The sequence below is a fragment of the Bacillus massilinigeriensis genome, assembly GCF_900117315.1.
In the GTDB taxonomy this organism is placed as follows: Bacteria; Bacillota; Bacilli; order Bacillales; family Cytobacillaceae; genus Bacillus_BE; species Bacillus_BE massilionigeriensis.
Genome location: NZ_LT630337.1, coordinates 1,002,831 through 1,015,746, shown reverse-complemented (window position 1 = coordinate 1,015,746; position 12,916 = coordinate 1,002,831). Strand labels below are relative to the sequence as shown.

General features: G+C 37.8%; 10 protein-coding genes. All 10 read left to right on the top strand.

All coding sequences use genetic code 11. From position 1 onward, the window contains the following. Positions 1 to 245 precede the first annotated feature (245 nt). The 10 genes from BQ6100_RS05205 (at position 246) to BQ6100_RS05160 (ending at position 12,817) form a co-directional block, all read left to right on the top strand. Positions 246 to 1,391: an acyl-CoA dehydrogenase family protein gene (locus tag BQ6100_RS05205; protein WP_075980662.1), complete on the top strand. Its 1,146-nt coding sequence runs from the start codon at positions 246 to 248 to the stop codon at positions 1,389 to 1,391. Positions 1,392 to 1,524: 133 nt separating this feature from the next. Continuing rightward, positions 1,525 to 3,087, top strand: a complete 1,563-nt coding sequence (locus BQ6100_RS05200; protein WP_075980661.1) for a fatty acid--CoA ligase — start codon at positions 1,525 to 1,527, stop codon at positions 3,085 to 3,087. A gap of 61 nt (positions 3,088 to 3,148) precedes the next feature. Beyond that, the gene (locus BQ6100_RS05195; RefSeq protein WP_173719812.1) at positions 3,149 to 4,765 is read left to right on the top strand and encodes a long-chain fatty acid--CoA ligase; all 1,617 of its coding nucleotides are present in this window, start codon (positions 3,149 to 3,151) and stop codon (positions 4,763 to 4,765) included. Between the two features lie 328 nt (positions 4,766 to 5,093). Then, positions 5,094 to 5,546, top strand: coding sequence for a MarR family winged helix-turn-helix transcriptional regulator (locus BQ6100_RS05190; protein ID WP_235816488.1), 453 nt, complete (start codon positions 5,094 to 5,096; stop codon positions 5,544 to 5,546). Further along, positions 5,543 to 6,754, top strand: a complete 1,212-nt coding sequence (locus BQ6100_RS05185) for an MFS transporter (RefSeq protein ID WP_075980659.1) — start codon at positions 5,543 to 5,545, stop codon at positions 6,752 to 6,754. Before BQ6100_RS05190 ends, BQ6100_RS05185 begins: the two co-directional genes overlap by 4 nt. A 295-nt stretch (positions 6,755 to 7,049) precedes the next feature. Beyond that, complete coding sequence (gene nirB, locus BQ6100_RS05180) at positions 7,050 to 9,482, top strand: nitrite reductase large subunit NirB (protein WP_075980658.1); 2,433 nt, start codon at positions 7,050 to 7,052, stop codon at positions 9,480 to 9,482. 18 nt (positions 9,483 to 9,500) lie between these two features. Continuing rightward, positions 9,501 to 9,821 (top strand): nitrite reductase (NAD(P)H) small subunit, encoded by a 321-nt coding sequence (locus tag BQ6100_RS05175; RefSeq protein ID WP_075980657.1) that lies wholly within the window; start codon positions 9,501 to 9,503, stop codon positions 9,819 to 9,821. 112 nt (positions 9,822 to 9,933) lie between these two features. Continuing rightward, positions 9,934 to 11,382, top strand: coding sequence for a uroporphyrinogen-III C-methyltransferase (gene cobA, locus BQ6100_RS05170; RefSeq protein WP_075980656.1), 1,449 nt, complete (start codon positions 9,934 to 9,936; stop codon positions 11,380 to 11,382). A 45-nt stretch (positions 11,383 to 11,427) separates the two neighbouring features. Beyond that, a complete protein-coding gene (locus BQ6100_RS05165) occupies positions 11,428 to 12,219 on the top strand; it encodes a sirohydrochlorin chelatase (RefSeq protein WP_075980655.1) in 792 nt (263 codons plus the stop codon). Beyond that, positions 12,191 to 12,817 carry an NAD(P)-binding protein gene (locus BQ6100_RS05160; protein ID WP_075980654.1) on the top strand — a complete coding sequence of 209 codons (627 nt, stop codon included), beginning with the start codon at positions 12,191 to 12,193 and terminating at the stop codon, positions 12,815 to 12,817. Before BQ6100_RS05165 ends, BQ6100_RS05160 begins: the two co-directional genes overlap by 29 nt. The last annotated feature ends 99 nt before the right edge of the window (positions 12,818 to 12,916 follow it).

The window sequence follows — 12,916 nt, the reverse complement described above, 5'->3', positions numbered from 1 at the left end:
CAATTTTTTGTGTCTTAGTATAAATGTTTTGGTAAGCATTTTTTCATCGATAAAAAATATATGACAAGATAATGAAGGAAGTTATTTACAAAGGAGGAAAATCCATAACAATTCTCGAATAATTTAGGAGATGGATAGTTAATAGTTTCTAAGGTTTGTAGAGATACTTTCATAATCATTATTAGGTATCACGACAAACGTAAACGCTTTCATATATACATACGAACAGTGGGAGGAGATTTATCGTGAGTCATCCATATTTAAATGAGGAGCATGAAATTTTTAGAAAATCCTTGAGGAAATTTTTAGAGAAAGAGGCATATCCTTTTTACGAGCAGTGGGAAAATGAACGATTAATTCCTCGTTCCTTTTGGCAAAAGATGGGGGAGCAAGGGTATTTATGTCCTGATATTGATGAAAAATATGGTGGTAGTGAAGTTGATTGGGGTTTTTCTGTTGTAATTAATGAAGAGCTTGAAAGGGTGGGTTCGAGCTTGGTTGGTGTAGGCTTACATAATGATATAGTTGTTCCTTATATTACATCTTATGGAAATGAAGAACAAAAAGGGCGTTGGCTACCAAAATGCACAACTGGAGAAATCATTACAGCCATCGCTATGACTGAGCCTGGTACGGGATCGGATCTATCCAATATCCAAACAACAGCAAAACTAGATGGTGACCACTATATTTTAAATGGGCAAAAAACCTTTATTACAAATGGAATTCAATCCGATTTAGTGGTAGTTGCATGTAAAACAGATCCAAATGCGGTTCCAAAGCATAAAGGAATTAGCTTATTAGTAGTTGAACGAGGTACACCTGGTTTTTCAAGAGGAAGAAAGTTAAATAAGGTGGGATTACATTCTCAAGACACTGCCGAGTTGATTTTTGAAGACTGTAGGGTTCCTAAGGAAAATCTACTTGGAGAGGAAGGAAAAGGATTTTTATATTTAATGGAAAAATTACAGCAGGAACGACTGCTTGTTGCCATTGCAGCTCAAATTGCGTCAGAAGAAATGTTAAAGAAAACCATCGAGTACGTGAAAAGCCGTGAAGCGTTTGGTCAACCCATTAGTAAGTTTCAAAACACACAATTTAAAATTGTGGAAATGGCCACTGAGGTTGAAATGGGAAGAGCCTTCCTTGATCAATTAATAATGGATCATTTGAAAGGAAAAAACATTGTAACCAAAGTCTCAATGGCGAAATGGAAGCTAACGGATATTGCACGAAAAATAGCAACAGATTGTATGCAATTACATGGTGGCTATGGATATATGGAAGAATACGAGATTGCAAGAAGATATCGAGACATTCCTGTCGCAAGTATCTATGCAGGTACAAATGAAATCATGAAAACCATCATTGCGAAAAATCTTGGATTATAACTAACATAGGAGACTTCTCAGGGTGTGAGGTGTCTCCTATAACTTATGACTCCCACCATGATGAAGACATAATCAATATCCTAATATGGGTCCTTATGACCCGCCAAAAATAATCTTAATAGGAGAGGAAAGTATGTCGATAACCATTGGGAAAATTTTTGATTTATCTGTTGGAAAGTATCCCAACAAAGAAGCCATCTATGATGTACGGAAGAGTGTGCGGTATACGTACAGTGAGTGGAATGAACAAGTCAATAAATTATCAAATGCACTCCTATGCGAGGGTGTGAAAAAGGGTGATCGCGTTTCAACCTATCTTTTCAATACAGAAGAGCTAGCCACTGCCTTTTTCGCCTGTACAAAAATTGGGGCAATCCTCAATCCTATCAATTTTCGGTTAATGGCTGAAGAAGTTGCCTATATTTTAAGTGATGCTGAACCTAAGGTTGTATTATTTGAAAAAGCTCTTGAGTCAAGCATTTCTATCATCGAAAACCGTTTTCCTCATATATCCTTCTGGTCCATTGATGACGAAGTACCATCCTTTGCTTCAAGCTATCATGAAAAAGTATCTTCTGCATCCAATGCTCCAATCAATGCCAGTGTCGACGAAAATGATATTTATGCCATTATGTATACTAGCGGAACAACGGGAAGACCTAAAGGGGTTATACATCGTCATCGAGATATGGTAGAGCAAAGCTTAATTTGTATCCATGGAACAAGACTATCATCAAACGATAATGGGCTTGTTGTGGCACCTATGTTCCATTGTGCAGAGCTTCATTGTGCGTTTCTTCCTAGAGTACATATTGGAGCAAAAAGTACGATTATGCATCATTTTGAGCCAAAACTTGTTCTGCAATTAATTGAACAGGAGCAAATTACAAAGTTCTTTGCTGCACCAACGATGTGGAATATGCTTCTCCAAGAAGATCTTGATCAATATGATTTATCAAGCTTAAAACTAGGATTATATGGAGCTGCCCCGATGGCACCAACTCTAGTTTATGCTTGTCAGGATCGGTTAGGTGTACAGCTCGTTCAAGCATATGGAATGACAGAAATGGGCCCTGCAATAACCTTTTTAACAGAAGAAGATCAAATTCGTAAAGCTGGTTCTGCCGGTCAGCCTTTATTGAATCATGAAATCCGAATCGTTCGGCCGAATGAAGATGGTCCATCAGACCCTGATGATATTTTACCTCCAGGAGAGTCCGGAGAAATCATTGTCAAAGGTCCTTGTATGATGAGTGGTTATTTTAATCGAGAGGAAGCTACGGAAAAGGCAATGCACAAGGGTTGGTATCATTCAGGAGATATAGGCTATTTAGATGATGATGGTTATCTTTGGGTAAAAGATCGGGTCGATGACATGATTATTAGCGGTGGAGAAAATATTTATCCTAGGGAAGTAGAGGATGTTCTATATGAACATGAAGGGGTCATGGATGTAGCGATTATTGGTCAGCCAGATGATCACTGGGGGGAAAGTGTCACCGCCTTTATCGTAAGAAAAAATCCATCATTAACAGAAACAGAACTTGATGAATTCTGTAAAAATAGTGACAAGCTTGCTAGATATAAGAGACCAAGAAAATACATCTTTTGTGATGAACTCCCAAGAAATGCTAGTGGAAAAATTCAAAAATTTATACTGAGAAAGCAATTAGAGGAGCTTTTTACTGGAGAATAGTTTTTAAAGAAGTTGAAGATCAAATTTGTTGAAAAATAATTCATTTGGGGGAATGGTAATTATGATGAATACACCACTTACTGTTGGATCTTTGTTAGAAAGGGCAGAAAAGTATTTTCCAAAGAAAGAGGTAGTATCACGAACGCTTTCAGGAATCCATCGTTTTACCTACCGTGAAATAGGAAAAAGAACGAGAAGACTTGCTAGTGCACTTGAAAAACTAGGCATACAGCGAGGGGATCGTGTCGGGACCTTTGCTTGGAATCATCACCGCCATCTTGAAATTTATTTTGCAGCACCTGGTATGGGGGCAGTTCTTCATACCATCAATATTCGCTTATCACCAGAGCATATCTCCTACATTGTTAACCACGCAGAAGACCAAGTACTCCTAATAGATGAAGACTTACTACCATTAATAGAAAGAGTGAAGGATGAACTAACGACGGTAAAAGCCTTTATTATCATGACAGATAAAGAAGAACTTCCATCAACCAGTCTCTCACCAGTATTTTCATATGAAGAATTATTAGAACTAGGAAATGAAAACTATCCTTTTGTTAAAGATATTGATGAAAATGAACCAGCTGGAATGTGCTACACTTCAGCAACCACAGGGAATCCAAAAGGGGTTGTCTATTCTCACCGGGGACTAGTGCTTCATAGCTTTGCGTTAGGGTTAGCTGATACAGTAGCCATTTCCGAATCAGATACGGCCATGGCAATTGTTCCAATGTTCCATGCGAACGCTTGGGGGTTGCCATTTGCAGCCACTTGGTTTGGAACGAAACAAGTCATGCCTGGACCTCAGTTTACACCTCAACTCATCGCCGAACTTATTCAGGAAGAGAAGGTTACAATTTCAGCTGGTGTGCCAACCATTTGGCTAGGACTTCTACAGGTGATTGAACAAGGAAATTATGATATGTCATCTGTCCGGGCTTTGCTATGTGGGGGTTCTGCAGCACCTAGAGGTTTAATTAAAGCATATGAAATGAAGCATAATATTCCTTTCCTTCACGCCTATGGTATGACAGAAACGACACCACTTGCGACGTTCTCTCGTCTGAAGAGCTATCAGCTGGATTTAGATATTGAGGAAAAACTCGATATTCGCTCGAAGCAAGGTCTGCTCGTTCCAGGGTTAGAAATGAAGGTTGTATCTGGTGATGGTGAAGTGAAATGGGATGGAAGGGATATGGGTGAACTCTTATTAAGGGGTCCTTGGATTGCAGATGAGTATTACAGGGATGAAAGAACGAAGGAGGCCTTTATCGATGGTTGGCTTCATACTGGAGACGTAGCCACAGTAGATGAAGAAGGTGTGATTAAGCTTGTCGATCGTACAAAAGATCTCATTAAGAGTGGAGGAGAATGGATTTCATCCGTTGATCTTGAAAATGCACTTATGGCGCATGAGGCTGTGTTTGAAGCAAGTGTAGTGGCTGTCCCACATGAAAGATGGCAGGAACGTCCAGTGGCCTGTGTGGTTCTAAAGCCAGCATACAAAGATAAGGTATCAAAAGACGAAATCATGGAATTTTTAACACCGCAATTTGCCAAGTGGTGGTTGCCTGATGATATCGTATTTATGGAGGAAATCCCGAAAACATCCGTAGGTAAGTTCTTAAAACGCGCACTAAGGGATCAGTTACAAGACCATTTATTAAAAAAATAAGGAAAGATTGTTTCTATTTGGCATCTCCAGCTCTTGCTGGGGGTATTTTTTTTACCATTCATTATTTTTTAATAAAATTCAAATGCTCCATCTTTTGTTCTTGTCTTTAATGCTAACTAATCAGTGAAATTTATTATTTTTGTTCCTACTAATATTTATCGAACTCGATTAATAAAATAGTGTCGATATAGAAAATCTCAAAATGAAAGATATTGCTCATCTTATCAAATTTGGAAACGGCACATGTAATAGGCAGCACTTGACATCCTGCATGTATTTCTAATATTATAGTTACTTGTGGTAACTATTATCTAAGGTAACTATATAAATGATAAGGAATGTGGAGAAGATGGAGTCGATTCGTCAATTTTTTTATGAATTTATGATGACCTACCGCTTATTTCTGAATGAGTTGAACGGCCTTCTAGAGAAATATCAATTACATCGTTCTCAATGGGCCGTACTTGACATAATCCATCATTCTGGGTCGGTAACGCTTGTAGAAATCTCAAAACATCAAAGAGTGGAAAAACCCACAATCACTCGTACGGTGAGCCGCTTAGAGGAGCTAGGCCTGGTTGAACATATTCCAGGTAAGGATAAAAGGGAAAAAAGGATGGTACTGACAGAGGAGGGGCTCCAATTATTTAATGAAATCCGTTTGGATCTCGATAATTTAGAGCGGCAGCATTTAGATGGTGTTTCAAGTGAAGAAATTTTAGCAGTAACACGTACTTTGGGAATGGTGCGCGAGAACATAAATAAGGGGAAAAAAGGATGAATCAACTTAACAATAAATTATGGACAAAGGATTTTATTATTGTTTCGTCCATAAACTTTTTCTTAACTCTAATCTTTTACTTATTAATGGTGACGATCTCAGTCTACGCTGTAGAACAATTTCATGCATCAACTAGTTCAGCGGGACTGGTCACTGGAATTTTTATTATCGGGGCATTAATTGGAAGACTGTTTACAGGGAAAATTATTGACACTGTTGGTCGAAAGAAAATCTTATTTATTGGATTAATTCTATTTATTATTACCACTTCTTTCTATTTTGGTGCAAATAATTTGGGACTCCTGCTTATCAATCGTTTAATACATGGAGTGGCTTTGGGGATTAGTAGTACTGCTACAGGAACAATCGTTGCACAGGTTATCCCGGAAACCCGAAGAGGAGAGGGGATTGGGTACTATAGTATGAGTGCAACCTTAGCAACAGCCATAGGCCCATTCGTTGGTTTATATTTAAGCCAGCATGCCAATTTTCAAGTCATCTTTTTCTTTTGTTTAGGATTGGGTCTATTTAGCTTTCTTACTGCCTTCCTACTAAAGGTGCCGGCAATTATTCTTTCCAATGAACAAACGGATGAAATGAAAGGGTTTAAGCTTTCAAACTTTATTGAAATGAAGGCTCTGCCCATTGCCATAGTAACTTTACTGGCGGGCTTTTGCTATTCCAGTGTTATGTCATTTATAACTTTTTATGCGATGGAGATTCATTTAGTGGATACGGCAAGCTTTTTCTTTTTAGTGTATGCAATAGCCATTTTGGTTTCGAGACCTTTTACAGGTCGATTGTTTGATCTTAAAGGTGCCAATATGATTATGTATCCTGCCCTTTTTCTTTTTGCTATTGGCATGATGCTTTTAAGTACTGCTTCACAGGGGCTTATTTTATTACTTTCAGGAATCATCATTGGGTTTGGATTTGGGAATTTTCAATCCAGTGCACAAGCTGTCGCAATTAAGGTTACACCGCCTCATAGAATGGGATTGGCTACGTCAACCTTTTTCATTTTTATTGATTTTGGATATGGAATAGGACCGTATATCTTAGGTTTTCTTATTCCACTAGCGGGTTATCGGATGATGTATCTAGCAATAGGTATTACAGTTCTCATCACAATGATTCTTTATCATTTCTTGCATGGTAAGAAAGAATCAATAGCTAGGAGTAGAAACAAGATTTCGGTTCCTCTTTAAACCTTATTTTCAAGGTAAAAACGTAATGAATATATATTAAAGGTGCTTGACTAGTGTCAGGCATCTTTTTTTATTAAAATCGGAAAGGTGAACACGTCTTGCTCATTTTATACTATCACTACAATGAATAAAGGATAAAATATGTATAAATGATGAAAATGTCACTTATCTTTCTGATATGTGATGAACTTCACAAATTTTTTATGAGAAAACGAATAAAATGAGTACATAACATCATTTGTGAAGTGTTAAACAAACAAGGATTGATACTCACGCAATTGGGGAGGATTATTCGATGAACAAAAAGAAATTAGTCATGATCGGAAATGGAATGGCTGGTATTCGAACCATTGAAGAAATTTTGAAAATAAGCAAAGATACTTTTGATATTAAAGTTTTTGGAAGTGAACCACATCCAAATTATAATCGTATTCAGCTTTCAACTGTTTTACAGGGTGATACAACCATTGAAAACATTATTATGAATGACTGGAATTGGTATAATGAAAATAATATTGAATTATTTACTGGAGAAGCCATAACAGAGATTGATACAATAACCAAAACCGTAACTTCTGAATCTGGACGTGTTGTTGACTATGATGAATTAATTGTAGCGACCGGTTCTAGTTCCTTTATCCTACCAATCCCGGGTTCTGATAAAGAGGGAGTAACAGGATTTCGTGATATACAAGATTGTGAAACAATGATCAAAACCTCAAAGGAATATCATAAGGCTGTGGTAATCGGAGGGGGGCTTCTTGGACTAGAAGCGGCTAGAGGATTACTGAACTTAGGAATGAAAGTAGATGTCGTTCATTTAGTGCCAAACTTAATGGAAAGACAGCTCGATGAAACAGCATCAAGTATGCTGAAAAAAGAACTTGAAGAGCAAGGCATGAATTTCCTAATGGAAAAGCAAACCGTTGAAATTCTAGGCGACGAAAGAGTGACGGGCCTTCGCTTCAAAGATGGTTCAGAAGTGGATGCTGACCTAGTTGTTATGGCAGTTGGGATTAAACCGAACGTTTCCCTTGCAAAGGATCATGGTATATATGTTAATCGCGGAATTGTCGTAAATGATTATATGGAAACAAGTGTTGCGAATGTTTATGCAGTCGGTGAATGTGCAGAGCACCGTGAAATTGTATATGGAATGGTTGCTCCACTCTATGAACAAGGGAAAGTATTAGCTGAAAAGATTTGTGGTCGAAGCCCAAAACCTTATGAAGGTTCCGTGGTGGGAACAGGATTAAAAATTTCTGGAATTGATTTGTATTCTGCAGGTGAAATCTTCGATGACAAAACAACGAAATCAATAAAAATTCATAACGAATTTGAAGGCGTTTATAAAAAGGTTCTCATTCGTAATAACACAATCGTTGGTATTGTTTTATATGGTGATACAAAGGACAGTACAAGACTATTTAGAATGCTGACGAAAAATGAAGATGTTAGTGGGCTAAACAGTGGATCCATTCTCCAATCTGATACTTGTACAGATGAAGCTGGTAGTGATGTGGCAACAATGGCGGAGGATGAGCTTGTTTGCGGTTGTAATGGTGTCACAAAGGGAGCCATTGTGGAAGCTATTCGAACCAATGGATTAACGACGGTTGATGAAGTAGGAGGATGTACGAATGCTGGGCGCTCCTGCGGTCGTTGTAAACCTATGATTTCCGAAATACTAGCCCATACTCTCGGTGACGAATATGATTCATCCACTGCAACGAAAGAAACACTTTGTAGTTGTACGACATTAAGCCGTGATGAAGTGGTTGCAGAAATTAAAGAAAAAGGGCTAATGAACATGAAAGAAGTCATGAATGTTCTCGGTTGGAAGGAAGAAGAGGGTTGTTCAAAATGCCGTCCAGCATTGAACTACTTCCTCGGTATGATTTATCCTGAGGAATATACAGATGATCGGGATTCTCGTCTTGTGAATGAAAAAATGCATGCAAATATACAAAAGGATGGCACATATACGGTGGTGCCTAGAATGTACGGTGGTGTAACGACTGCAGAAGACTTGAAAAAAATAGCTGAAGTTGCGGAAAAATACAATGTACCTCTTGTGAAAATGACAGGCGGACAAAGGATTGCCCTAATGGGGATATCAAAAGAGAATCTTCCCAATGTATGGAGAGATCTTGGAATGAAATCAGGTTATGCATACGGTAAAACCCTACGTACGGTAAAGACATGTGTCGGATCAAGATTCTGCCGCTATGGTACTCAGGACTCAATGGATCTAGGAATCGAGCTAGAGAAGAAATTTGAACGTCTTGACACACCACATAAGGTCAAAATGGGTGTATCCGGATGTCCACGGAACTGTTCAGAGGCAGGAATAAAAGATATCGGCTTTGTTGGCATTGATGGTGGATGGGAAATCTACGTTGGCGGTAACGGAGGTGTGGATCTTCGGGCGGGTGACTTACTTGCAACTGTTAAAACAATGGAAGAAGCAATGGAAATCACAGGGGCTTACCTTCAATATTACCGAGAGACTGCAAACTATCTAGAGCGTACATCCAAATGGCTTGAACGTGTTGGACTAGATCATATTAAAGAAGTATTAGCGGATGAACAAACAAGAAAAGAACTAAACGATCGAATAAATAAAACATTAGAGAGATATACAGAGCCTTGGAAGGAAGCCTTAGAAAATAAAGATATATTAGAAAAATACTATGAAACTCGGTCTATCCCTGTTACAGTAAAATAATCATGGAAGGTGAAACACATGGAAAAGACTTTGCAAAAAATCGAGGTTGCCTCCTTCTCATCTTTACCCGAACGTATGGGACAGGTGGTACGAGTAAATGGAGAGGATATCGTACTATTTCGTTTAACTAATGGAACAGTGAGAGCAATCGAAAACCGTAGCCCTTCACCAAAAGGGGGGACACTTTCTGACGGCTTAGTTTCAGGAGAGTACGTTTACTGTCCAATTTCAGATTGGAAAATATCCTTAACCGATGGATCTGTGGAAGCACCAGGTTATGGTCAGGTAAAGATTTATCCTATTGAAGTGACTGAGAATAGCATATATTTATTTTTGTAAAAAATAGGGAGGCAGAGACTAATAGTCCCGCCTCTTTTTTACCAAGTAATGGTTTATACAAGAATTGATTAAATAAATACAAGCAAGATACAGCAAGGAGGATAAGGGGACAATGAAAATAGGGAGAGTATTATTAGTTGGTGCAGGTCCAGGAGACATTGGTCTTATTACAGTAAAAGGGTTAGAGGCCATTCAAAAGGCAGAGGTTATTCTTTATGATCGTTTAGCTAACCCAAAACTACTAGATTATGCCCAATCAAACTGTGAATTTATCTATTGTGGTAAATTGCCAAATCGCCATGTATTGCGCCAGGAAGCCATAAATGACCTCCTCGTATTAAAGGCTAAGGAAGGGAAAAGGGTGGTTCGTCTAAAAGGCGGGGACCCTGGTGTGTTTGGACGAGTCGGTGAAGAGGCAGAGGCCCTTGTCATGCATCAAATCCCCTTTGAAATTGTACCTGGAATCTCTTCTGGGATTGCTGCACCCCTTTATGCGGGAATTCCAGTTACCCATCGTGAATTTGGTGAGTCTTTTGCTTTAGTTACAGCTCACAATCAATCAGAGGATGGAAGACCAAGATTAGATTGGAAGGGCTTGGCAACAAGTATTGAAACAATTGCTTTTTATATGGGGATTTCTAATCTTCCCTATATTTGTGAAAACCTAATGAAAAGCGGGAAGTCCCCAGAAACTCCAGTTATCCTTATCCAATGGGGAACATTTGGCAGACAAAAGACATTAGAAGGTACTCTTGAAACGATTAATAATAAGGTAAGGAAGGAGAATTTTACCAACCCAGCGATTACCTTAGTAGGAAATATTGTTTCATTAAGAGAAAAATTAATGTGGTTTGAAAAGAAACCATTGTTTGGACGTCAAATCCTTCTTGCTAGAACGAGTACAAAATCTAGTTCATTAGCAAAAACGTTAATGGATCAAGGGGCTGACGTTATTGAGTTTCCAAAATGGAAAAAGGAAATTCTCCCTCCAGATCAAAGAATAATATCCATTATAGATACGTATGATCGAATCCTTTTTACTTCAGATGAAGGGGTAGATGAATTTTTCAATTACCTTATCGAATATGGAATGGATGTTCGAAAAGTTCAGGGGAAATTCTTTGGTTCCTCAACTAAATCGATAAATGCCTTAAAAGGAAAAGGATTTATTGCCGCTCATGAAGCGCAAATTCCGGATATTGGAACGCTGCTAATTGTGGGAAGTGACTCTCTTGATTCAAGTTATAAAGAAAAATTTGGAGAATTTGACTTTTTGCAGACTAGTAAAAAAATGGTAGATGAAAAGCAAACCCCAATTTTTAAAAGAATGTTAGAAGAGGCTGATCTAAATACAGTTATTTTTCCTAGTAGTGCCTCTGTATTTATGTTCTTTGAAGAGGTTTTGAAAAAATCAATACTTTCAAGTGAGGCATTACAAAAGCTTGAAGTGGTTTGTATGGGAGAAAAGACTAGGATTGCAGCAACACAGCTTGGTTTATGTCCAGATAGAGAACCTGAAAGTCCAACAAGCCAAGCAATGGTGGAATGCCTAAGGGATTAATTAACGGTTAATTGACTTATGATAAGAATTGAAGGGGGTCACTTCATGAAAGCAATGATTTTTATTGGTCATGGAAGTCGGACGGAAGAGGGAAATCGTTCTTTTATTGACTTTGTTTCGAAAGCAATTAGTGAGCTAAGGCCATCAATTGGTGCATACGCCTTTTTAGAAAAGGCAAACCCTACTATTCCAACTGCGATTAATAGCTGTGTTGACAAGGGGGCTACCGAAATTTCCATTATTCCCATTCTGTTACTTTCAGGTATTCATGCCAATGTGGATATCCCTTTAGAAATTGAAAAAGCTAAACTTCAATTTCCAGACACTAGCTTTTATTATGCATCACCAATTGGTATTGATGAAATAATGGTTCATATTGTGGAAAAGAGATTGAAGGAAAAGGGATTTCAAAATCAACAGGATGAAAAAGTATTATTAGTAGCACATGGAAGCAGGGATAAGGGTGCCGAGTTTGAATTTGAAAAACTAGCATCTTTAATAGGGGAGAAATATTTTGATAAAATTGCTTTAGGATATTTAAAAGCAAGCCCCAATTATCGAAATGTGTTACAAATTCAATCTAAATCCACTGATCAAAAGATATATATTGTACCTTATTTGCTTTTTTCTGGTGGATTTACTTTACAAATAAAGCGCTCAATAGAAGAAATCTCCCTTCAATTTCCTATTCAGAAAATGATATTATGTAATCCAATAGGCTTTGATAGAGATTTAATTGCCTTGCTGAGAAAAAGAATCGATGAAGTGACAAATGCTGACCATTTCCATTGGAAAGGAATAGTTGAAGATGAAAGATTTTTATCCGATTCACATTGATTTAAGCGGGAAAGAAGTAGTTGTTATTGGTGGAGGGAAGGTAGCAACTCGAAAGGTTCACGGACTTATTTCTTCAGGTGCAAACATCACAGTTGTAAGTCCTCAAATTTCTGATGATATAAAGAAACTAATCCAAGATAACACAATTTGTTGGAAAGAGAAGGTATTCTCACCTACTGATATAGCAGGGGCATTTTTAATCATTGTTGCGACAAATAATCAAGAGACAAACAAAATGGTCTTGGAATCCGCCCTTCCTCAGCAACTAATTAATGCTGCCGATGATTTTCATGAATCGAATTGCATTATACCCTCTATGATTAAGAGAGGAAAGCTGACAATCTCTGTTTCTACCAATGGCGCAAGTCCAACCCTTACAAAATACATTCGTAAATCCCTTGAAGAAATGTTCGATGATCGTTATGAAAGCTATATTGAATTCTTGTCAGAGAGTCGAAGCTTTATTTTACAAAAGGTAAAGGATGAGAATAAAAAAAGAATATTGCTTCAAGAAATTGTTGAAGATTCTCGATTTATAGAAAGTTCAAATAGGGAGGAGGATTTTCAGCGATTAATTCAGAGAGTGATGAATAACTAGTAGGAAAACAGAATAATTTTCGTTAAACCATAATTATGTTATGTAAACTAAAAGAGTATTTTTTCATATTAAACTAAATGTCCTTCCACCTAGAAAAAA